This is a genomic window from Acinetobacter sp. YH12108 (assembly GCF_013419055.1).
GTDB lineage: Bacteria > Pseudomonadota > Gammaproteobacteria > Pseudomonadales > Moraxellaceae > Acinetobacter.
The window spans coordinates 119,615-141,214 of record NZ_VPAW01000001.1 but is presented as its reverse complement, the minus strand read 5'-3'; the positions used below and the strand labels follow the sequence as shown (position 1 = coordinate 141,214).

Genomic DNA, 21,600 nt, shown 5'->3' with positions numbered 1-21,600 from the left:
CAGGCTGGAGATTTGGTGATTTTTATAACTTATTGATTGATAACAACAATACCATCCATCTCAACTAAAGCACCTTTAGGTAAGCTTGCAACACCTAAGGCAGCACGTGCTGGATAAGGTTGGGCAAAGTATTCACCCATAATCTGGTTGACCAGCTGAAAATGAGAAAGGTCGGTTAAGAAGATATTCAGTTTGGCAATATCAGCCAATGAGCCACCCGCTGCTTCACAAACCGCTTTCAGGTTATCAAACACACGGCGAATCTGAGCTTCGATGCCTTCAACCAGTTCCATACTATATGGATCCAGACCAATCTGGCCGGATAAATAAAGCGTATCCCCGACTAGAATTGCTTGTGAATAGGTGCCTATGGCAGCTGGGGCATTTTCAGTATGGATCACTTGGCGGGACATCAATTTCTCCTTTTATCATCAACATACATCATATTAGATCAATTCAACTGACAAAAGCATTATCGTTTTAAATGATTAACTGGCTTTAGAGGTTTCAGCAATATTGAGCGGTTGTTCTAAGCGGGTAATACGTGGAAAACCAAAATGCATGCGTAAATCACGAATAATCTTGGCAATCTGTTTACGGTTATGCACCACAATATTTACATAAGTTTTGCCATCATAATTACGCACCATCTCTACACCTGTATGGCCTTTACGACATTGATAAATCAGATCGGAAATCTGTTCATCGTCCATGGCCTGATCAATACAGAGATAGGCAGTAAAGCTGACATCATCCAGATCTTCAGTCGTCCATTGTAGAGGCATAATATTTTCAGGATGCATATGTTGTTCCTGCAATAAATTATGGCAACGGGCACGATGTACAATTAGGCCACGACGAGTCAGATGACCTTGAATTGGATCACCAAGTACCGGGTTGCAGCAATGTGCGTATTTAACATCTACACCTTCTGTACCCTGAATAAGACGACCTGAACTATTCGCATTTTGATGCTGGTCATGTGCAAATAAATGGTTAGCAACCAGTTGTGGTAATAAGTCACCTACAGCAATCTGTTCAAATAGTTGCTCTTTAGTGGGAACATGACGCCATTCCAGTACATTTTTCCAGTCAGCTTCGGTCAGATCGAGAATAGAACACTGGAAAAGTTTTAAGGCACGGTTGAGGGCCTGTTGACCGACAAGGCGCTGTTCATCAATGTCTTGATCGCGCAGGATATTCTGAATCGCGCGACGGGCTTTTTGGGTGTTAATAAAACTGAGCCAGTCCGGGTTTGGGGTTGCAAGAACATCAGTGATAATTTCAACGACCTGACCACTCAATAATGGCGTAGAAAGCGGTTTGGTTTCACCATTAATTTTGGCGCCAATAGCATGGTTACCGAGGAACAGGCTGGCGGCATATGCAAAATCAACAGCAGTCGCACCTTGCGGCAACTCATGCAGATGACCGTGAGGGGTATAAACCCAAATTTTTTCCTGATGCAGATAATCCAGTAATTCGCTGAACGTAGTTTTGGCGCATTCACCATCAACCAGTACGTTCAGATTTTGCATGGATGCCTGAATAGCAGAGCGACAGGCTTGAGGCGCATTTTCGCCCAGTACAACACCAAAGCGCGCAGCTTTGCGCATTAGTTCAGTTTGAATAGTCAGCGATAGGGTGGTCTTTTCACCTTTTAAGCGCATGGTTAAAGACTGGTTGCCACCTGGCAGAGGGCGACGAATATTGTCCTGATAATTTTGAACTGTAAAACTCTCAGTCAGGATATCTGCGAGACGGTCACAGTCGGCAATGCTCTGTAAGATAATTTCAAATGCGTGGCTATGCGTAAGTTCCTGCAGATCAATATCATTTTTTACAAAGTGGCGTAATAGCTCAATATTATTGTTTTTCTTTTTAACCCGGCCTTCAATCGCATATTGCTGTAGTAGTTCGTTAAGTTTCTGTTCCCACTTGGCCTGATATTCACAGCGTTTAGGCTTGGTTTCTAAAAGGGCGGCCTGGACATCGTTGTACATATCCAGATCCAGATTCTGATAACACAGATGTTCCAGATTATCTGCCATTTCGTTCATGCCGACCAAGCGTGCCATTGGAACGAAAATTTCAAAGGTTTCTCGGGCAATACGAGCACGTTTATCCGGGCGTAATGCTTCCAGCGTAGTCATGTTGTGATAGCGGTCTGCCAGTTTCACAATAATGACACGTGGATCCTGTAAAGTCGCTTGCAGAATTTTACGGAAAGAGGCTGCTTTATTATACTCTTTATCGCTGGAATGGCTGAGCTTAGTGACCCCATCAACCAGCTCTGCAACCGTGCTGCCAAATTTTTCAGTAATGTCATCTTTATTGAAGTCGGTATCTTCAATGACATCATGCAGCAGCGCTGCCATTAAAGTTTCAGTATCCAGACGCATATGGGCCAGAATACAGCTCACCGCGATAGGGTGCAGAATATAAGGTTCACCACTTTTACGGGTAATGCCATCATGGGCAATATCGGCATAATCACAGGCCGCAAGCACACGTTCGACATCGCTTTCACTTAAGTACGCGTCGATGATGATTTTTAACTGTTGCTTAGCTTCACTGACCTGTGGGCCTGGCATAAAACACCTTTAAAACTGGATTTTTTAACAAATAAAACAGAAAAAGCTCGTATGAAATGTATAACATAAAGTGGGTCAGTTTTTTCATATCAACAAGTGAAAAATTTATACTGACTTTAGAGCTAACCCTTATGTTATAACCGTTCTGCGCAAAATATAAAAGTCACAGAACAAAAAAAGCCTAGTTTAAAACTAGGCTTTTTGGAATGGTTTATTCTTATTGAAAAGAAAAACCATCTAAATTTAGATTATTTGCAGAAAGAGCAAGGTCTAAACTTGAAGTTTGATAATCTTGATCACGTTGTTTCAAAATATCTTTTGATACATGACCTGCAGCGATTTCACGTAAAGCAACTACAGTCGGTTTGTCATTGTCCCATTCCACAGTTGGTTCAATGCCTTGACGTGCCAATTGACGCGCGCGTTTGCTTGCCACTAGTACAAGCTCAAAGCGGTTGTCTACATGGTCTAAACAATCTTCAACGGTTACGCGTGCCATAAGAATTCTCGTTTTGAATAGTAAATTTCAACAGACTGCACAGTATAAAATGCTTTGTCTGGAGACTCAAGTTTTAATCACTGTTCGCTTGGAGTAATTAGAGCCTGGATCAGTTTTTCATGGCGGGTCGCTTGCTGGGAAAGGACCAGTCGATTAGCAATAATCACAGATTCAAGATCATGCAATGCCTTATTAAAGTCATCATTGATAATGACATAATCAAAGTTGACGTACTGCTGCATGTCTTCGACTGCACAGCTAAGACGGTGTTCAATCACCTCAACAGAATCTGTTCCACGGTTGGAAAGGCGCTGACGCAAATCAAACTGGCTTGGCGGAAGAATGAAAATCTGTTTAGATTCAGGAAAAAGTCGACGGACTTGTTGTGCACCTTGCCAGTCAATTTCAAGCAATACATCATGACCTTTAGCAAGTTGTTCTTTTACAGTCGCTTGTGCTGTACCGTAATAATTACCAAAGACTTCGGCATATTCAATAAAACCACCTTCTTCGACCAGGTTTAAAAAGTCTTCTTTAGTCGAGAAATGATAATGTACGCCATCGAGTTCGCCAGGTCGTTGACCGCGTGTCGTATGAGAAACAGAAACATGAAGATTGTTGACGCGTTCAAGTAATGCTTTAACGAGGGATGTTTTGCCCGTTCCAGACGCTGCAGAAACGACAAACAAGAGACCCGACATGATATTTTTCCTGATATGATAAAATATCTTCTCTATTTTAGAGTAGACCGGCTTCAAACTAAATAGTTGTACGTCGATTGTTTTACATTTATTTCAATTGTAGCGCCATAAATTGAGTGAGTACTGAGGATTTCTATGGAAATTGTTTTAGCTAACCCGCGTGGTTTCTGTGCCGGTGTGGATCGTGCCATTGCGATCGTGAACCGTGCCCTAGAATGCTTTAATCCACCTATTTATGTGCGTCATGAAGTGGTGCATAACAAATTTGTCGTAGATGATTTACGTCAGCGCGGTGCGATCTTTGTCGATGAGCTAGATGAAGTTCCGGATGACAATATCGTAATTTTTAGTGCACATGGTGTGTCTAAGGCTGTACAACAGGAAGCCGAGCGCCGTGGTTTAAAAGTTTTTGATGCGACCTGTCCATTGGTTACCAAGGTGCATATTGAAGTGACCAAATATGCCCGTGAGGGAGTAGAAGCGATTCTGATTGGTCATGAAGGCCATCCAGAAGTTGAAGGCACCATGGGGCAATATGATAAACGTAATGGCGGTGACATTTATCTGGTCGAAGATGAAGAAGATGTTACTGCTTTAGTGGTACATAATCCTGAAAAAGTCGCTTTTGTTACTCAAACAACTTTGTCAATTGACGATACAGCGAAAGTCATTGATGCACTTCGCAAAAAATTTCCGAATATTCAAGGTCCACGCAAAGATGATATTTGCTATGCGACACAAAACCGTCAGGATGCTGTACGTGATTTAGCTGCACGTTGCGATGTTGTGTTGGTTGTAGGATCACCAAATTCATCCAATTCAAACCGTTTGCGCGAACTGGCGGAACGTATGGGTAAATCGGCTTATCTGGTTGATAATGCAGATGAGCTAAAGCAGGAATGGTTTACCAATATTTCTAAAATTGGGGTAACTGCAGGTGCTTCCGCCCCGGAAATTTTAATTAAGCAGGTGATTCAGCGTTTACAGGATTGGGGTGCACAGGCACCCAAAGAACTGGATGGGCGAGAAGAGAATATTACATTTAGTCTACCAAAAGAGTTACGTATTCCTGTAACACAGGCTTAAATTGTTAACTATTTAACAATTTATTTTTTATTAAAAAATAAACAGATAGCTATAATATGACAGTTATCTGTTTTTTTATGCCTTTTATCTACTCTGTGTAGGTTTTGTAAAATTTATAGATATTATTTTTAATAGGGGAAAGTTTTGGAGCTGGGGAAGAGTGTGCAAAAGAATAAAGGTTTTACGTTAATTGAACTCATGATAACTGTTGCTATTTTAGCAATTATTATAACAATGGCTGCGCCTTCTTTTAGCGACATGATGGTTCAACAAAATATGAAAAAAAGTACAAATGAACTGATTAGTATCTTAAATCAAACCCGTGCTCGTGCAGCCCTAGAACGTAGAGATATTGAAGTTCAGCTTAGTCGAACGGAAGTCACTACATTGCCGCAAAATACTGATACTGTTCAATATTGGATGCCTTATGGATCAGTGACTTTAATGCCTGTTAGTCCAGTAAGTATTACTTACGGTATAAATGGAGGAATTGTTGGAGCAGTAGCTGACACGAATTTTATATTGTGTTCGACGCCCGGAGGTACCTCACAAACAATAAGTATTTCTAGAATGGGAACGGTTCAGCGAGTCGTTGAGGGAACATGCTAATGATCAAAATTCATAAGCAACAAGGTGTGGGTTTAGTGGAAGTGCTGGTTGCACTTTTAGTTCTAGCGATTGGTGTGATGGGATTTATTGCATTGCAATATCGTGCCGTGGAAGCAACTGCAGAAAGTGGTTCTCGTATTCAAGCAATTAATATTGCACGTGATTTGGCAGAAAGAATGAGAGTTAATCGTGGAGCTGAAGAAGTTTATGCTTATCATCTGAACACTGCAAGTGCACAAAGATTATTTAAAACTAATTGTTTTACAACGAATTGTACGAGTGATGATTTGGCAGATTTTGATGTGGCACAAGTTTCTAATAGGGCCAGAACTATTGGAATGGTAGTCAACTATTTATCTTGTCCGGGCAATACAGACGGTCGCCGCTGTATCTATATAGCTTGGGGTGATACCGCACCCACAAATGGTAATGTCGGTGAAGGTAACTGTACTTTAGGAAATAGTTATGATCCAAATTCTACCTGCTTAATTATGGAGGTCTACTAAATGAATATATATAAACAAGTAGGCTTTACATTAGTTGAATTGATGATTGCGCTAGCACTTGGGCTAGTAATTTCTGCAGCAGCAATAATGTTATTTTTAACAGGTTCGCGTAGTCAGGCATTACAGCAAGGACAGGCTAGTTTACAAGATGATGCTAACTTTGGGTTAAGCTATATTGTCAAAGATATTCGTCTAAGTAATTTAAATACGATTACATCTGTTATTAATGACTTAACTATAAAAGGAGGCTTGGTTTTTAGATCATCTGCAAATTCAATTACAGTTGATGGAACGGAATTAGCAAATTTGCCAATTACCCTAGTAGGAAATACTGTTGCTGAAAATTTATTATCTCGAAGCCATGGTTTAACGGCTGGCACTGCCCCTCAATGGACTGGGGTATCTAATGTAAATGATTTTTCCAGTGATCAGCTCACGATTCAATATCTGCCAGAATATATTTTAGATCAAGATGGTGATTGGTATGGCGGTTTTGATTGTGAAGGAAATGAACTTAAATTTAATGCAGCTCAAGGACGACACATTATAGTTCAACGTTATTTTTTGCGTGCAGATACGAATAATTCGCTAAATGAACCCAACTTGCCGTTGTCATTAGTGTGTGATGCTGGACATTATCCACTAGATGGTAACCCTGATTCTATTACAGGTTTTGGGGGGGCAGGTGAGGTTATTTTAAAGCGAGCAGATCATTTTAGAGTGTTATATGCCATTCAGATGGGAGATCATCATCGTTATGTAGATGCAGCAACTTATCTGGCCTTGAATCCGCGCCCAAGAATTCTTGCGGTTCAGATAGGGGTTCTAGTGCGTTCTAATCAGTCAGTAGGTAATGATTCCATGTTTTCTGATGAGCAGGTTTTTCAAGTGCTTGATCAAGCAGTCACAGTTAGAACTCCGGCAGGTAATCCTCCTAAATATGCTCGTCAAGTTGTCGCACAAACTATAGCGTTACGTAATACATTTGGAGAGAGAGGGCAATGATTAATCAACAAAAACAGCGTGGAGCGACTTTAATTGTTGTCTTATTTTTATTGCTCGCAATTATTGTGTTAGGCACGCTAGCAATTCGACAAAGTTTAATAGGTTTGAGTATTGCAACTAATAGTCAAGCACAACAATTATTGCTCCAAAATTCAGACGCAGCCTTTTTTAATACTGAGCGTGAAGACAATATTATTCAAGCATTAAGCTCGAGTGGAATGTTTGGTTATATCAGTGGTGCTACGGATAAAGATAAAGAAATGGTCTTTTGTTTTCGAGGAGAAGAAAACAGCTTTTTTGATATCAATCGCGCTAGCATTATTTACTGGAAGGCTCGTCAAACAGCGCCAACATATAATGAGTTTGGTACTGAGGGATATTGCAATGCAAGCAAGACAATAACGACAAATTTTTTCACTAGTGGGCGTAAGGCGGTTATGACACAAGTGGCTGTGAAGTTTTCAAGTATATCTGATAATGATCCTTTTTTTGGAGAGCAGTTTGGCACTGATGGGGAAACTGTGAAGTTTGACCGCGCTAAGCCGGTGAAATTATTTGCAGTTTCTGTAATGCCAACATTAACCAGTGCAGATTCAGATGATATTAACAGTTGTTTTAGAAATCATATGAGTGAAGTTACTATTCCTCCAGGTACAACCGTAAGTGCAACAGCGAATAGTAGAAAATCTATAACGGAATGTTTAAGTGACTTAAATGTGCCTTATTCATCGTATGTAAGTGAATATGTCATTGTGCAAGACTTTGTATAAGTTTGGGGAGTAATAAAATGGAATTACAAGAAAATAATTTCCTGCGTTCAGCTCGTTATAAAGTTCTTGTAGCTAGTCTTGCTGCATTATCAACGGCTCTATTAGCAACAAGTATTACACAAGCAAGTGATATCGAAATTTACCAAGATGCAAAATCAGGCGATATCACTTTGATGTTTATGCTTGATATTTCAGGGAGTATGAGCCGTTATAATGGTAATACAGCTGGTTACGCTTGTGACCTTCCTAGTGGAGTTAATGAAAAAAGTAGTAATGGACGGGGCACTGCAACGGAAGCTCAATTTACAGGAGGACCTCAATACATCAGAGCGTGGTGTAATGGAACTGATAACAAAAAATATTATGACCGAATTACGCGTGTAAAAGATGGAATGATGGATTTATTATATGGTAATCCATCTAACGGTGTAACAAAACTTTCAGATGATAAAATTATTGGCCTTTCGACTTTAGGCGCATATACAAATACTAATTATAATACTGGAGCTGTTCTGGTTCCCGCTAGGCGTTTGGACTTTCAGATTACTCCGACAAAAACACAAAGACAGTTGTTAATGGAAACAATTGGAGCTTTTAATAATTGGACTAATACACCTACTGCACGTTCATTTGCAGAGACTGTTGCTTACTTTATGGGGGAGAATACTAGTAATACTCTTCGTGTAACAGACATGCCTATGTATCGGGAATATAGTACTACACGACAAAAATGTATCTCTTGGAATAGGGATTATAGTACATGCTCTTCTTGGACAAATATTAGTGAAATTATACCTGCATGGGATGAATTAGACTCGTATAGTTGTACATTTACTACAGGTTCGGGATGGAGTCTTACAACTAGAAATGGAACTTGTTATGATTATACGGGTATCCATGTTCTTGATACGACTAATAGCGGTTTCAAATACTCCAATGATAGTACTAAAAATTCAACTAAAACTAAGTATACAACGCCAACATCATTGATTTCTCAACCTGAAGAAATTAAAAAATGTAGCGGGCAAGGCATTTATGTATTAACCGATGGTGAACCAACCCAAGATGGTAGTTCACTCACATTGATGCAGAATGCTCTGGGTACAAGTGGTAGTTCATTTACATGTGATAATACAAGCTTTGACTGTTTACATAAAATGTCGCTTAATTTATTGGATCCACAAAAAAATCCACTAAATTTAAAATTTAAAACAGCTGTGGTTGGTTTTGGTAAAAGTTTTAATAATGTTGATAAATATGACTCAGCTAAAACACAAGCTCAAAATATTTCAGCATTGGGAATCATAGATACGGATGTCAAACGTGCTGCTTTATGGGGAATTTTAGGAGAGGGGGGGTGGTACTCAGGTAATAGTTCACAGGACGTGGTAGATAGTGTGAATGAGTTTATTAGCAATCTATCAAAAGAAATTCCTTCTGTAACTACAGGTTCACCAACGATCCCTCGTGATGCATTAAATCCAGCAGAACTCCAAGATGAAGCTTATTACCAAACGTTTCAACCTACACCAAATACTAATTATCAATTATGGCTAGGCAATCTAAAAAAATTTGAGGTTAGTGAAAAGGGTATATTGAAAGGAAAAAATGGATTAAATGTTTTTGAAAAAGATGGTCGTTTAAAAGAACCAACTTATGACGAAAACACAGGTAATATTATTACATATGTTGAGGATTATTGGGCAAAGGCAGTTAATCCGTCTGTAGCCAATAGTGATGAAGATACAGTAGGTAGTAAAAAATTTGCTGCACGTGGTGGAGCATGGTCACAGATGCTTTTAGGCGCGACTGCACAAAATACGGCAGAACGTAAATTATTTACAAATCGTAAAGCAGTTGTGTCAAACGGTACTACCACTTTTGGTGGCACAGGATCCTTACGTCAAATTGAATTAGCAGATATTGAGAATACAACATATAAAAATGATCCAAATCGCGGTTATTTATTATCTCTTTTAGGGTACAACATTGATCTAAGTAAACTACCAACTACAGTTAATAATTTAAAAGCACAACCAGCTTTGCGGCAAATGGGTGCAGTAATGCACTCTTATCCAGTATTGGTCACCAATAAAGGCAAATTAGAATATAACAAGTCTAAAAAAGCGATGGAGGCCAAAGATCGTGAGGATTATATTTTGTTTGGCACAACGCAAGGTTTATTACATGTTGTAGATGCAGAAACGGGTGTAGAAAAGTTTGCATTCGTTCCAAATGAAATGGTTGAAAATCAGAAGGATGCATTCCGTTTATCCAATGTGACAAATGGTGGAATGCAAAAGCTTTATTATGGTGTTGATGGTCCTTGGGCATTATATACCCAATATGTGGTTGATAGCTCAGGTAATTTGGTTGTTGGTTCGGGGCGTACTGCGAGTCAAACAGGTATGCAAATAGCATATGGTGGTTTGCGTATGGGTGGACGCAGTTACTATGCTCTAGATTTAAGCAATATAAATAAGCCAGAACTTAAGTTTCATATTGATCCGGCAACAAAAAAGGTTTACAGCGGTTCTACAGCTAAGACATTTAATGAATTGGAATATATGGGGCAAAGCTGGTCTAAGCCGACGATTGGCTGGGTAAATTGGAAAGGCACACGTAAACGAGTCATGTTTGTTGGTGGTGGTTATGATGCTGGTGGTGTAGATGGGGATGCAAGATATACTGATCCTGATGATAGTACTAAACTGAAAAAAGGCGCTTATGCCGGCTACGAGAATCACAACTACAACCAAATCAATAAAAAAGGTGCTGGCGTTTATATGTTTGATGCCGACAATGGGGATTTATTGTGGTGGGCGAGTGATAATGTAACTAGTACCTCTGAAGCCAGCACTAATTCTGGTGTCATTGCAACAAAACATACTGATTTGAAATATAGCGTGGTAAGCGAAATTCGTACGGTTGATCGCGATGGTGATGACTTAACTGATCATATCTATTTTGGTGATCTCGGTGGTCAACTATTTAGGATAGATTTTGATAATAAACAAAATACGATGGGTGCGGTGCCTCAAACTCCCGTCAGACTTTTAAAACTGAATGAAGGTGCTAAAAGTCCACGTTTTTATGATATGCCTGGTTTCTCTTTATATAGTCAGAGTGGTGATATCTTTGCTGTAATTTCAATTGGTAGTGGTAATCGTAGTGAGCCATTGAAAGATTTCACGTCGTCAGATACAACATATGATTATGATTCTATTTACAATATATACGACAAAGACGTTGCCCGTCGTGATTTGTTTAATAGAACAAAAGCTTTAAATACTCAAAATCTTACAAAAGAAAACTTAGGGGAAATTACAGAGGGAAATAGATTTTCTAATACTGATCCAGTTGCCTCTTATGATAAAAAAGATGGCTGGTTTTATCGGTTCCAACATTGTACGGTTGGTGTAGATGGTCAATTAACTAACTGTAGTAATTACAAGAAGCAAAGTGAAAAAGTGTTTGGTACACCACTTGCAATGAACTATAAATTATACGTATCAACCTTTGATGCAAGTAAACCAGGTATTTCTGGTGACTGTGGTGCAGGTGTGAAAGGTGAAAGTATGCTAACTGCTTTCTGTCTGCCTTTCGGTCAATGTGCTTCCCAATTAGAGCCTTCACGTAGCGTAATTGGTGTCGGAATTCATACAGTCACTGTAGGTGGTAAAAAAGGCGGTGGCGGTGGCGGTGAAGACTGTATAGGTAATAGTTGCCCACCTAAAGATTGTGAAGGAGAAGCTTGCCCGCCAGATGCTACTGGTGAAACAAGTGCAAAAAATTACTGTATTAATACCAGTGGACGTATTGCATTAACTGTAACAGGTGGTTTTGATGATGGTGAAGCAACTGAAATATGCTTAATTCCACAGCGTTGGTATGAAAAACTTGCACGTAAAACATCATAGGTGAAATATGAAAAAAAATAGTTCACCTGAGCAGGGTTTTACACTTATTGAATTAATAGTTGTTTTAGTGATTGTAGCGATTTTCGCTGCAATTGCTATTCCTTCCTATCAATCATATGTACGTCGTGCCCATGCAAGTCAGGCTCAGGATCAATTACAACAGATTGCAGTAGCGTTAGAACGACATAAGTCTAGAAACTTTAATTATTTAAATTTCTCATTACCTACGAGTTTAGCAGTATCGCCTAAAGGTGCTACGGGCTCTTCAGTCAAATACAATTTTACTGTAGAAACAGGTTCGGGGCAGTCTTGGGTGATTTTGGCAGCAAGTACCGATATACGTAATTTTAGTTTTCTAATGTCGAGTACAGGGGTGCGTTGCCGGAACAAAACTTTAAGCAATATTGATACGACGACTGTTACATGTGGAACGGGGCGTGAAGAATGGTAAAACAATTTAAAGGATTTACCTTGATAGAGGTCATGATTGTTATTGTAATTATTGCAATCTTAGCAGCAATAGCATATCCATCTTATCAAGAGTACGTACGTAGTACCAAAAGAGCAGATGCTCAAGCGCAAATGCTTGAAATTGCGAATCGTTTACAGCGCTTTAAAGTAGCTAATTTTTCTTATGTACCAATTGTAGATGATGCTGATAAACCAGTAACACTTGCAGAAATTCGGCATTCAGGCTTTTTACCAAGGCCTACAGATGCTTTATACACACTTACATTAACTAATGTAACACCCACTACATGGACGCTAACAGCAAGACCTATTAACGGAACTCTTATGGCGAATGATGGTGTAATATGTTTGAACCATCGTAATCAAAAATTCTGGGAAAAAGGCGCATCTGCTTGTGTTTTGAATGAAACCTCTACTTGGGACGTACGCTAACCAAATTCAAAATTGTGGATAACTAACTTTTGATCTTTCATTCAGGGCAAATTTCGCGTAAAATATTGCCCTCTATGAAAGGGGTTTGAAGTGTTCCGGTGGTCGGTACATGAATAATCCGTAAAAACTATAAGGTTCTATCATGGTTGTTATTCGTCTTGCACGCGGTGGTGCTAAAAAACGTCCGTTCTATCAAATCATTGTGACTGATAGCCGTAATGCACGTGACGGTCGTTTCATCGAACGTATCGGTTTCTTCAACCCTACAGCTCAAGGTAAAGCAGAAAAACTTCGTTTAGATGCTGACCGTTTTGCTCACTGGGTTTCTCAAGGTGCTCAACCTTCTGAACGTGTTGCTTCTTTAGCTGCTCAAGCTAAGAAAGCTGCAGCTGCTGCTTAATTTTAAGGTAGCAGGTAGCCCATGACACCAACACAGAATGTTCCCGAAGATCGTATTCAGATTGGACAGTTACGTTCAGCATATGGATTAAATGGGTGGCTCTGGGTCTATTCCAATACAGAACCTATGAGCAATATATTTGATTACCTTCCTTGGTACATTGAGACCAAAGCAGGTTGGCAAATTGTCGATGTAAAACGTTGGAAACCACATGGCAAGGGCCTGGTTGTTTCGCTAAAAGGTGTGAGTGATCGTACCGCAGCAGACGGCCTGGTGGGTGCTAATGTCTGGATCTCTAAATCGCAACTGCCTCAACCAGGCGTGGATGAGTATTACTGGTCTGATTTAAAAGGTCTAACTGTGTTAGGTCTGGATGAAGAAGAACAGGAAGTGAATCTCGGTCAAATCCATGAAATGTTTGAAACAGGTGCCAATGACGTGATGGTAGTTCGCGCTACTGCTGATAGCGTTGATGGCGAAGAGCGGATGATTCCATGGCATAAAGATGTGGTACAGCGGGTTGATCTCGAAGCTGGTCGTATCTACGTAAATTGGGGCGTAGATTATTAATCCTTAAAAAGGGTTAACGCAGCAGGAAAATGAGGAGTCTGCGGTGTTCTTTGCAGTCATTACGCTTTTTCCTGAAATGTTTGAAGCGATTACAGCCTACGGTATTAGCGGGCGCGCAGCAAAACGTGATTTGATGCAAATTCATTGTATTAATCCACGAGAATTTGCTGAAGGGAACTATAAACGGGTGGATGAACGTCCATTTGGTGGTGGTCCCGGTATGGTGATGATGGCTGAGCCATTAGCGAAAGCAATTCATCGTGCCAAAGAGCTTGCAGCGCAAGCGGGTGCAGTTAACGTTCCTGTGGTGTATATGTCACCACAAGGAAAAACCTTAAATGAACCTGCGGTACAGGACTTCGTAAACTATGACGGACTGATTGTACTTTGTGGTCGTTACGAAGGTGTCGATGAACGTTTGATCCAGAAATATGTTGATCAGGAATGGTCGATTGGAGATTACGTGTTATCGGGTGGTGAGCTCCCTGCGATGGTTTTATTGGACAGTATTATCCGGAGACTTCCGGGTGCAATGTCAGATGAACAATCACACGTACAAGACTCATTTGTGGATGGTCTGTTAGATTGCCCACAATATACCAAGCCAGACCATTTTGAAGGTATGGATGTACCGGACATCTTGAAATCGGGACATCATGCCAATATTGAAAAATGGCGGTTTTTGCAGCGATATCAGCGCACTTTGGAACGCCGGCCTGAATTGGTAGAAAAAGTTGAACTGACCAAGCAGCAAAAGAAATGGCTAAAAGATTTAAAAAGTGGCAACAACTAATCCTGTTGTCCAAATCTGTATTTAAGCAATGTTGTTTAAATATTTAAAATAGGCTCTTTATGCATTGAAGCGGTCAAGCATAAAGGGAAAGTCAATCGGGTCTATGCGATTCAGCCTCTATACCCAGCGATAATCAGACCTCTTCTGACTCGCACATATTGGAGATACCCCATGAGCGGTAAGCATCCTTTAGTACAAGCTGTTGAAAATGCTCAGCTTAAACAAGACATCCCAGCTTTTGCACCAGGTGACACAGTAGTTGTCCAAGTAAAAGTAAAAGAAGGCGACCGTGAACGTCTACAAGCGTTCGAAGGCGTTGTCATTGCTAAGAAAAACCGTGGTCTGAACTCTGCGTTCACAGTACGTAAAATTTCTAGCGGTGTTGGCGTTGAGCGTGTATTCCAAACTCACTCTCCAATCGTTGCTAAAATCGAAGTGAAACGTCGTGGTGACGTTCGTCGTGCTAAACTTTACTACCTACGCGAATTGTCTGGTAAAGCTGCACGTATTCGTGAAAAATTGCCAGCTCGTAAACAAGGTTAATTTTAGCCTTGCTTTTAAGCAAAAAAATGCGCCTTTGGGCGCATTTTTTTATGTTTGCTTTTATCTGGATTTATTCGAAATGTTCCTGCAAAGGCAAGATCATGGCATCCAAAATATCCAAGAAAATTTTATGAATAAACATCAGGAATAATACAAAATATCCCCAAGACTGGAATCCTGCATTAAAAAGTTGAATGCAAATAAAACATTGTGTGATAGCCAGTAAAATACTGATCCATACATTTGCGATAATATGTCGATGACAAGAGGGACAATAATAAGGCTCATATTTTTTAAATTGAAAAGGATTAATCACTTTTCGTTTGCAACAGGGGCAGGTTCTTTTAAATCTGTTTTTGATTTCTATAGAAGGTATCTGCATTTATTTTATTTCACAGTTCTTTTTATATTTGATGAATATTTTATATGCAGTTTAATCATGATTAACAAGTAAATTTTAAGAAAAAATTTAGCGAAAAATAAGATGGAAAAAGCCTCTGGATGAATAGAGGCTTGTGTAGCTCTATAAACCTTGCAGTTTTAAGCGGTTGGCATGCTGGCGATAAACATCGACTGGGTCTGGAGCAAAGACATTTTTTAACCCGAGTAACTGGTTCACTTCGTCCAGGTGGTTCCAGTTGTAGTTATCCCGAATGGTTTTACCGAATTTGGCACTACAGCGGGAGACCAGACCATCATTTTCCTTGCCGCCATCAATGAGCAGGGCTGTAACTTTGAGTGCTGAATCAGGATCGAGCGGGTTGGTAACTTGGCCTACACCTGTGAATGAATAGTTGTAGATACCTTTTTGTTGATATGCACCTTCACCACAGGTGGTAGTCGGCATACCAATGGGATATCTCTGATTAAAGTTCGCAGAGCCCAATGCCGTTAAACTGCTGCCACCTGCAAGTGAATCATGCGGATAAGAGTTTGGGTCCAGGCCTTGAGCCCAGGTAATGGCTTTAGAAACCAGATTTATTGTGCCGACCAGTGGCGCTTCAATAGCAGTCCCTTCAGCTTTTAGAATCAGGTCTGCAACCGGTGAACCTTTGTGCGGTGCACCTACTGTGGTTAATGAAGCCACCAGTTTAGGTTCTGAACCGGCCACATAACGAATTGTTGGGCCACCATGTGAGTGTCCGATCAGATTAACTTTATCTGCTCCGGTAATTGCGGCAATTTCCTTGACCTGCTCCAAAAGTTGTTCACCGCGAATTTCAGATGAGTTAAAAGGGGAGACTCGCGTTGCCCAAACATTCGCACCATTACGGGCCAGATCAGGTAAAATCTGATACCAATAGTCCAGTCCAAACTGGTCAGTGCCAACCCGAATGAAACCCGCCATGCCGTGTGAAAATACAATCGGATATTTGGTTTTGGCATATTGTGAACTGGCTTTCGCCGTCACCTGACTGGCCTGGGTAGAGGCATGAGCCGTAAAGCAGGCCGCTGCCATGAGCAGACCTGTCGTTAATACTCCATATTTCATCATTATTTCCTCATTCTTGTTGTTGTGTTAAGGCGATCCTCGCCATAATGTGGGGAATAGCCAGCTGAAAAGCTGACCCATTAAGCGTTTTGAGTGTTTTATCTCCCTATTTTTTTAAGTGAAAATAACGAAAAAGCCCTTATATCCGCAGATAGAAGGGCGATGAAAATTATAGATTCTGAAGTTTTAAACGATTGGCATGTTGACGGTACATCGCCACCGGATCCGGAGCAAACAGGCCTTTAAGACCAAACATCATATTGGCCAGATCGGTATGGTTCAGCTTGTACTGGTCATTAATCACCTTACCAATGAATGCACTACAACGGGCAACCATGCCATCGTTGTCTTTATTGCCGTAAGATAAAGGGCCAAGCTGCATCAGGATGGTATCGATATCCAGTGCATTGGTCGCTTGAGCCACACCGGTCCAAGAATAATAATAGATACCGTTACGGTCTTTTGATTTCAGGTTCTTATTACAGTTTTCTGTGGAGGCTAAGACACCATCCTGCACCATCTGTTTGGCCACGCTGGCATTAAAAGAGCTGGAGCCAGTTTGGGTCAGGGATTTCATGGATGCATCGAAATCAATTTCCAGTTCAGGTTTGAACTGTCCCAGTGCGATCAGTGGCCCAATAATATAATCACCGAGAACATTAAAAGCAGTGCGGGTAAGAGTATTGTTCTGAATATCATCGGCCACTTTAGAGCCATGATAGGTGCCTGCAACCCCCGTAATGGATGCAATCTGCTGCGGTCGAGTCGCTGCCACATAGAGTACAGTCGGGCCACCATGGGAGTGACCGATGAGATTGATTTTTTCCTTCCCTGTAATTGCCAGCACTTCATCGACCTGATGAATGAGCTGTTCACCACGGTGGGTCGTGGTATTGGCAGGCGACAATTGGGCGGCAAACACGGTAGAGCCATTACGAGCCATATCCGGCAGAATCTGATACCAGTAATCTAAGCCAATGGTATCAGTACCTATGCGTTGCCAGCCTAGCCAGCCATGCACCATCAGAATAGGATATTTGGTTTTGGCATAGTCTGATTTGGCTTTTTCAGTGACCTGAACTGCACTTGCTGCCGCCTGGGTTTGTGTTGAAAAGCCAAAACCGAGGCCTGCTGCCAAGGAAAGCGCCAGCATCTGTGTTGTTTTAATAAAAGTACGCATAACCGTTCCTTTGTTCATTTTATTGTTATAAAAAGCAATCATTGCTCGGGAGTATTGATGCACGATAAATATTGAAGTTGGATGTCTCGATCGTGCAGACCTAATCTTCAATCACGTGCAAAAATTATTATTTTGAAGCAGAAGCATTTTTTCATGCTGATGAGCCAATTCCATGTCATTTTGGGCCATGCCCGATGAGCATTTATGAGTCCATAAATTTGCAATTTATATACGTATGTATTTTATTGTTAACTCCTTGAAATATAAGATTGATGAATGTTTAGGTTGAAATAGTTAGAAACAAATAACAATGTTAAAAAAAGTAATCAGCCCAAGAAAATCAAGGCTTTCAGAGGGAAATGGCTCTGTTAAACTCTCAAAATAGAGGGTCAGCGTTACTGTTTTTATATAAGAGATGAGACAAAAAAAGGGAATAAGAGAAGATATTCGACACCGTAGCAGTACTGTGTAGCTACGGCGTCAATGAGCAATTTTAGCTGAAAATTAATTGGCAAAGGGTAGGGTCCCACCCTGATCATGTACCTGTTCAAATGTACCTACACGAAGCCGTTCTTCAGGGCGCTGGAAATGTTTCTGACGCAACTGATCAACTGCCTGCTGTTTGGCATTTTCACTCAGGCCACTTTTTAGGATGTTATCGCGCTCGCCCAAGTAACGCGTCACACTGGATTTCCAATTCGCACGTTCATCATCAAGTTTTTCCAGACGTTGGGTTGCTTCAGGACCGACCAGATTCAGGCGCATCTGACGGATTTCTTCCGCAGAACCACCCCGGGCTTTAATATCAGCGGTGAGTTTACGCAGATCTTCCAGTTTATTCAGTTGCTCCAGATTTTCTTGCCAGTCCTGCGGTAACTGCGCAAACAGTTCTTTTAGCTTCTGGGCTTTTTCTGCTTCGCTCAGCTTTTTATCTGCCATGACTGCCATCCGGTCTAAGGTATATTCATGATAGGTATCTTCAGTGCCAAACAGTCCTTCAATTTCATAATCAGAGAAAAAGCGTTTACGCAGGTTCTGGGTGCTGGCATAGATACTGCGGTAGTAAGCTGGATCTTCTTGATCCAGACCTGCAGGTGGAGTCAGTTCTCCCAAACCTTGACGATACTGGATATAACGATCCCAAAGATCCAGAACTTGTGAGAGTGCAGGATCCTGATAATTTTGCTGAATATAGGCTTTAAAATCTCGCTGGATTTGTTCGAGGGTTTTTTCCCCATATTGGGTAATAAAATATTCAAAACAGTTACGGGTCTGTTCATTGACAATCAGGCGATTGCTGGCATCCATCTGCATCTGGCAATTAATTTCCGTATCCTGCTGGCTTGGACTCGGGAATATATTATTTACGGGGCCATTGGCCAGTGCTGCTGCCTGTTGAGCACTGCTTTCATTGGTGGATTGCGGGCCCGAGACACGTGCCTGTGCTTCATCCCTGGGCGCAAGCCATAGAATCAGGGTAATCAAGCACAAGATGATGAGCGCAATCACGATCCATAGTTTATATTTCTGCATATCCTATGCACCTTTATTTTAATTATCGGATTATTTTAAATTTTGCATTCGGCAGGATAGGAGATATTGCACCTTATATGCTGTAGAAAAGTTGTAAATAATTGGCAGGGGTTTTACCATTGCGCCAATTTATAAAATGTCTGACTTTTTGCCATGAAATCCTCATCTCCTAAAATTCAGCGTCGTCATATCAGCGGTGTATTTCTATTAAATAAGCCTCTAGGCATCAGCTCGAATGCTGCATTGCAAAAAGTACGCTGGTTATATCGTGCGCAAAAAGCTGGACATACTGGTGCACTAGATCCCTTGGCCTCCGGTCTTTTACCGATCTGTCTGGGTGAGGCGACCAAGTTTTCGCATTATCTGCTGGATTCAACCAAGCGTTACCAGACCACAGTTTTTCTAGGACATAGCACCACCACAGGTGATGTCGAAGGAGAGATTCTGCTGGAAAAACCAGTCCCTGAACTGAATGAAGAGTTGATTCAGGAGACAATTGCCAAGTTTGTCGGTGAGATCCAGCAAGTGCCACCGATGTATTCGGCTCTGAAAAAAGAAGGTCGTCCGCTGTACGAGCTGGCGCGTAAGGGCATTGAAATCGAACGTGAAGCACGTCCAATTACCATTTATGCAATTGAGCTTTTATCTTTTACTGAAAATAGCATTACGCTGGATGTGACCTGTTCCAAAGGTACTTATATCCGGGTACTCGGCGAAGATATTGCCAAAGCACTCGGTACTTATGGTCATCTGACTTATCTGCACCGGATTCAAACCGGTCATTTTGACCTTATTCCAAGCTATACCATTGAATATCTGGAAAGCTTGACTGAGGCAGAACGTGAAGCACTATTACTGCCAGCTTATGCACCGGTACAGCATTTCCCGCAGATTCAGGCACCGGAAGGCCGTGCAGAATATTTTAGCCGGGGTATGGAAAGTAATATCGACCATTCGGCAGAGCCACAGGTGCTGGTTTTTGATGGCGAGAAATGCTTAGGCCTGGCTGAAATCACAGATAAAAAACGTCTGGTACCCAAACGTGTTCTTAATCTCTAGGCGCGTTGAATAACAATGGACATTGAGATTATCCTCAGTCTGGTGCTTTTTGCCTTTATGGCCGGAGCGATTGACGCTGCCGTCGGTGGGGGTGGTCTGATCCAGATCCCGGCGATTATGAGCAGTCTGCCGCAGCTGCAACCTGCCACAGTATTTGGCACTAACAAGCTAGCCTCTATTTTCGGTACAGGCTCGGCAGCCTTTTCCTATCTTAGACAGGTCAAGCTGCCATGGGTTTTACTTGGTGTAATTGCGCTGTGCAGCTTTATTAGCTCATTTATTGGAGCAGCCAGTGTCACCTTGATTCCGGTGGATATTCTCAAGCCTTTTGTGCTGATCATGCTGATCGTGATTGCGATTTATACCTTCATGAAAAAGCAATTCGGACGGGTACATGTCGAGCAAAAGCTGAATAAAAAGATGCTGATACTGGCAGCATTAGGTAGCCTGGCTATCGGTTTCTATGACGGAATTTTTGGCCCAGGCACGGGCAGTTTCTTTATCTTTTTCTTTATCCGTTATCTGAGCGTGGATTTCTTGCATGCCTCAGCTTTATCGAAAATTGCCAATTTCACTACCAACTTGGCGGCACTGAGTTTCTTTATTCCTACAGGTCATGTGCTGTTTCTAGTCGGTGCCATGATGGCGGCTGCCAATATTTGCGGTTCGCTATTAGGAGTTAAACTGGCCTTTAAATATGGCAGCGGTTTTATCCGGATTCTGTTTCTGATCCTGGTCAGTTTGCTGATTTGCCGTATGGCTTATCAGATGTTTTTAGCCTAAAAATAGATGTAAACTATTCTCAATATTAAAGTTTTTTATACAAATTCGCCTTATAAATATTCCTGACCATTTGCCGGTTTCACTCTATGCTGGAGCAAAGGCATGACAAAAACAGGAGAAAAATTACATGACCACCATTTTTGAAGCATTAAGGGAAAGTCATGAAATCCAGCGTGATCTGGCAGAAAAATTACTGCAAACTTCGGGGGATTCGCCAGAACGTCGTGAGTTGTTCAAGCAGCTGAAGAATGAACTGTTTGCGCATGAAACCGCAGAAGATCGTTACTTTTATATTCCCTTGATGATGACAGATCCCGGCCTGAACATTACCCGTCACGCCTTGGCAGAACATCATGAAATGGATGAAATGATTGAGGAACTGACTGAAACTGAATTTAGTAGCCCAAGCTGGATTGCAATTGCCAAGAAACTGTCAGATAAGGTACATCATCATTTGAAAGAAGAAGAGCATGCTTTCTTCCAGCAGGCCGGAAAAATTCTGGGAGATGAACAAAAACAGGCTTTAGCGGATCAGTACAAAACTGAATATCAGCGTTATAAAGAAATGAAAAAAGACATGCTGGTTAAAAGCTAATATTTAAATTTATTTAAATTCAAATTTTCATGACAAAAAAAGATGGCCAGAGTGCCATC

General features: G+C 41.1%; 22 protein-coding genes. 15 read left to right on the top strand and 7 right to left on the bottom strand.

From position 1 onward, the window contains the following. Nucleotides 1-29: 29 nt before the first annotated feature. From FTU46_RS00785 to gmk, 4 genes are all read right to left on the bottom strand, one after another. Nucleotides 30-413 (bottom strand): RidA family protein, encoded by a 384-nt coding sequence (locus FTU46_RS00785; protein WP_005233608.1) that lies wholly within the window; start codon nt 411-413, stop codon nt 30-32. 75 nt (nt 414-488) lie between these two features. Continuing rightward, the gene (locus FTU46_RS00780; protein WP_180104151.1) at nt 489-2,594 is read right to left on the bottom strand and encodes a bifunctional (p)ppGpp synthetase/guanosine-3',5'-bis(diphosphate) 3'-pyrophosphohydrolase; all 2,106 of its coding nucleotides are present in this window, start codon (nt 2,592-2,594) and stop codon (nt 489-491) included. A 217-nt stretch (nt 2,595-2,811) separates the two neighbouring features. Continuing rightward, a complete protein-coding gene (rpoZ, locus tag FTU46_RS00775) occupies nt 2,812-3,093 on the bottom strand; it encodes a DNA-directed RNA polymerase subunit omega (protein ID WP_004650579.1) in 282 nt (93 codons plus the stop codon). A 77-nt stretch (nt 3,094-3,170) separates the two neighbouring features. After that, nucleotides 3,171-3,794, bottom strand: a complete 624-nt coding sequence (gene gmk / locus FTU46_RS00770) for a guanylate kinase (RefSeq protein ID WP_004787090.1) — start codon at nt 3,792-3,794, stop codon at nt 3,171-3,173. Nucleotides 3,795-3,929: 135 nt separating this feature from the next. On the opposite strand from gmk, the gene ispH reads away from it, so the two are divergent. From ispH to rplS, 12 genes are all read left to right on the top strand, one after another. Continuing rightward, entirely contained in the window at nt 3,930-4,880 is a 951-nt protein-coding gene (ispH, locus tag FTU46_RS00765; protein ID WP_180104150.1) for a 4-hydroxy-3-methylbut-2-enyl diphosphate reductase, read from the top strand. 162 nt (nt 4,881-5,042) lie between these two features. After that, nucleotides 5,043-5,489, top strand: a complete 447-nt coding sequence (locus FTU46_RS00760; RefSeq protein WP_373686572.1) for a Tfp pilus assembly protein FimT/FimU — start codon at nt 5,043-5,045, stop codon at nt 5,487-5,489. Further along, on the top strand, nt 5,489-5,995 hold the full coding sequence (gene pilV, locus FTU46_RS00755) for a type IV pilus modification protein PilV (RefSeq protein WP_373686571.1): 507 nt from the start codon (nt 5,489-5,491) through the stop codon (nt 5,993-5,995). The genes FTU46_RS00760 and pilV overlap by 1 nt, the downstream gene beginning before the upstream one ends. 6 nt (nt 5,996-6,001) lie before the next feature. Then, nucleotides 6,002-7,000 (top strand): PilW family protein, encoded by a 999-nt coding sequence (locus FTU46_RS00750; protein ID WP_180104194.1) that lies wholly within the window; start codon nt 6,002-6,004, stop codon nt 6,998-7,000. Next, complete coding sequence (locus tag FTU46_RS00745) at nt 6,997-7,770, top strand: pilus assembly protein PilX (RefSeq protein WP_180104147.1); 774 nt, start codon at nt 6,997-6,999, stop codon at nt 7,768-7,770. Before FTU46_RS00750 ends, FTU46_RS00745 begins: the two co-directional genes overlap by 4 nt. Before the next feature lie 17 nt (nt 7,771-7,787). Further along, a complete protein-coding gene (locus FTU46_RS00740; RefSeq protein WP_180104146.1) occupies nt 7,788-11,690 on the top strand; it encodes a pilus assembly protein in 3,903 nt (1,300 codons plus the stop codon). A 7-nt stretch (nt 11,691-11,697) separates the two neighbouring features. After that, nucleotides 11,698-12,141, top strand: a complete 444-nt coding sequence (locus FTU46_RS00735) for a type IV pilin protein (RefSeq protein ID WP_180104145.1) — start codon at nt 11,698-11,700, stop codon at nt 12,139-12,141. Then, nucleotides 12,135-12,593 carry a type IV pilin protein gene (locus FTU46_RS00730; RefSeq protein WP_180104144.1) on the top strand — a complete coding sequence of 153 codons (459 nt, stop codon included), beginning with the start codon at nt 12,135-12,137 and terminating at the stop codon, nt 12,591-12,593. The genes FTU46_RS00735 and FTU46_RS00730 overlap by 7 nt, the downstream gene beginning before the upstream one ends. Before the next feature lie 142 nt (nt 12,594-12,735). Continuing rightward, nucleotides 12,736-12,993, top strand: a complete 258-nt coding sequence (rpsP, locus tag FTU46_RS00725) for a 30S ribosomal protein S16 (protein ID WP_004826436.1) — start codon at nt 12,736-12,738, stop codon at nt 12,991-12,993. Between the two features lie 21 nt (nt 12,994-13,014). Continuing rightward, nucleotides 13,015-13,563 carry a ribosome maturation factor RimM gene (gene rimM / locus FTU46_RS00720; RefSeq protein ID WP_004787070.1) on the top strand — a complete coding sequence of 183 codons (549 nt, stop codon included), beginning with the start codon at nt 13,015-13,017 and terminating at the stop codon, nt 13,561-13,563. Nucleotides 13,564-13,606: 43 nt separating this feature from the next. After that, the gene (gene trmD / locus FTU46_RS00715; protein WP_034704491.1) at nt 13,607-14,356 is read left to right on the top strand and encodes a tRNA (guanosine(37)-N1)-methyltransferase TrmD; all 750 of its coding nucleotides are present in this window, start codon (nt 13,607-13,609) and stop codon (nt 14,354-14,356) included. A gap of 171 nt (nt 14,357-14,527) precedes the next feature. Continuing rightward, entirely contained in the window at nt 14,528-14,899 is a 372-nt protein-coding gene (gene rplS, locus FTU46_RS00710; RefSeq protein WP_004787066.1) for a 50S ribosomal protein L19, read from the top strand. A 523-nt stretch (nt 14,900-15,422) separates the two neighbouring features. Here rplS and FTU46_RS00705 read toward each other — a convergent pair. The 3 genes from FTU46_RS00705 to FTU46_RS00695 all read right to left on the bottom strand — a co-directional run bounded on the left by FTU46_RS00705 (nt 15,423) and on the right by FTU46_RS00695 (nt 19,104). Beyond that, nucleotides 15,423-16,391 carry a triacylglycerol lipase gene (locus FTU46_RS00705; protein WP_034704494.1) on the bottom strand — a complete coding sequence of 323 codons (969 nt, stop codon included), beginning with the start codon at nt 16,389-16,391 and terminating at the stop codon, nt 15,423-15,425. Between the two features lie 169 nt (nt 16,392-16,560). Next, a complete protein-coding gene (locus FTU46_RS00700; RefSeq protein WP_179992159.1) occupies nt 16,561-17,571 on the bottom strand; it encodes a triacylglycerol lipase in 1,011 nt (336 codons plus the stop codon). A gap of 504 nt (nt 17,572-18,075) precedes the next feature. After that, nucleotides 18,076-19,104 (bottom strand): lipase secretion chaperone, encoded by a 1,029-nt coding sequence (locus FTU46_RS00695; RefSeq protein WP_034704499.1) that lies wholly within the window; start codon nt 19,102-19,104, stop codon nt 18,076-18,078. Nucleotides 19,105-19,257: 153 nt separating this feature from the next. On the opposite strand from FTU46_RS00695, the gene truB reads away from it, so the two are divergent. From truB to FTU46_RS00680, 3 genes are all read left to right on the top strand, one after another. Next, nucleotides 19,258-20,163 (top strand): tRNA pseudouridine(55) synthase TruB, encoded by a 906-nt coding sequence (gene truB, locus FTU46_RS00690; RefSeq protein ID WP_159122666.1) that lies wholly within the window; start codon nt 19,258-19,260, stop codon nt 20,161-20,163. Between the two features lie 15 nt (nt 20,164-20,178). Then, nucleotides 20,179-20,946 (top strand): TSUP family transporter, encoded by a 768-nt coding sequence (locus FTU46_RS00685; protein WP_004787054.1) that lies wholly within the window; start codon nt 20,179-20,181, stop codon nt 20,944-20,946. A gap of 127 nt (nt 20,947-21,073) precedes the next feature. After that, a complete protein-coding gene (locus tag FTU46_RS00680) occupies nt 21,074-21,541 on the top strand; it encodes a hemerythrin domain-containing protein (RefSeq protein ID WP_179992156.1) in 468 nt (155 codons plus the stop codon). Nucleotides 21,542-21,600: the final 59 nt, after the last annotated feature.

Bases quoted from the DNA above. Each gene is read 5' to 3' on its own strand.
- FTU46_RS00785 (WP_005233608.1), bottom strand. From the start codon at position 413: ATGTCCCGCCAAGTGATCCATACTGAAAATGCCCCAGCTGCCATAGGC.
- FTU46_RS00780 (WP_180104151.1), bottom strand. From the start codon at position 2,594: ATGCCAGGCCCACAGGTCAGTGAAGCTAAGCAACAGTTAAAAATCATC.
- rpoZ (WP_004650579.1), bottom strand. From the start codon at position 3,093: ATGGCACGCGTAACCGTTGAAGATTGTTTAGACCATGTAGACAACCGC.
- gmk (WP_004787090.1), bottom strand. From the start codon at position 3,794: ATGTCGGGTCTCTTGTTTGTCGTTTCTGCAGCGTCTGGAACGGGCAAA.
- ispH (WP_180104150.1), top strand. From the start codon at position 3,930: ATGGAAATTGTTTTAGCTAACCCGCGTGGTTTCTGTGCCGGTGTGGAT.
- pilV (WP_373686571.1), top strand. From the start codon at position 5,489: ATGATCAAAATTCATAAGCAACAAGGTGTGGGTTTAGTGGAAGTGCTG.
- FTU46_RS00745 (WP_180104147.1), top strand. From the start codon at position 6,997: ATGATTAATCAACAAAAACAGCGTGGAGCGACTTTAATTGTTGTCTTA.
- FTU46_RS00740 (WP_180104146.1), top strand. From the start codon at position 7,788: ATGGAATTACAAGAAAATAATTTCCTGCGTTCAGCTCGTTATAAAGTT.
- FTU46_RS00735 (WP_180104145.1), top strand. From the start codon at position 11,698: ATGAAAAAAAATAGTTCACCTGAGCAGGGTTTTACACTTATTGAATTA.
- FTU46_RS00730 (WP_180104144.1), top strand. From the start codon at position 12,135: ATGGTAAAACAATTTAAAGGATTTACCTTGATAGAGGTCATGATTGTT.
- rpsP (WP_004826436.1), top strand. From the start codon at position 12,736: ATGGTTGTTATTCGTCTTGCACGCGGTGGTGCTAAAAAACGTCCGTTC.
- rimM (WP_004787070.1), top strand. From the start codon at position 13,015: ATGACACCAACACAGAATGTTCCCGAAGATCGTATTCAGATTGGACAG.
- rplS (WP_004787066.1), top strand. From the start codon at position 14,528: ATGAGCGGTAAGCATCCTTTAGTACAAGCTGTTGAAAATGCTCAGCTT.
- FTU46_RS00705 (WP_034704494.1), bottom strand. From the start codon at position 16,391: ATGAAATATGGAGTATTAACGACAGGTCTGCTCATGGCAGCGGCCTGC.
- FTU46_RS00700 (WP_179992159.1), bottom strand. From the start codon at position 17,571: ATGCGTACTTTTATTAAAACAACACAGATGCTGGCGCTTTCCTTGGCA.
- FTU46_RS00695 (WP_034704499.1), bottom strand. From the start codon at position 19,104: ATGCAGAAATATAAACTATGGATCGTGATTGCGCTCATCATCTTGTGC.
- truB (WP_159122666.1), top strand. From the start codon at position 19,258: ATGAAATCCTCATCTCCTAAAATTCAGCGTCGTCATATCAGCGGTGTA.
- FTU46_RS00685 (WP_004787054.1), top strand. From the start codon at position 20,179: ATGGACATTGAGATTATCCTCAGTCTGGTGCTTTTTGCCTTTATGGCC.
- FTU46_RS00680 (WP_179992156.1), top strand. From the start codon at position 21,074: ATGACCACCATTTTTGAAGCATTAAGGGAAAGTCATGAAATCCAGCGT.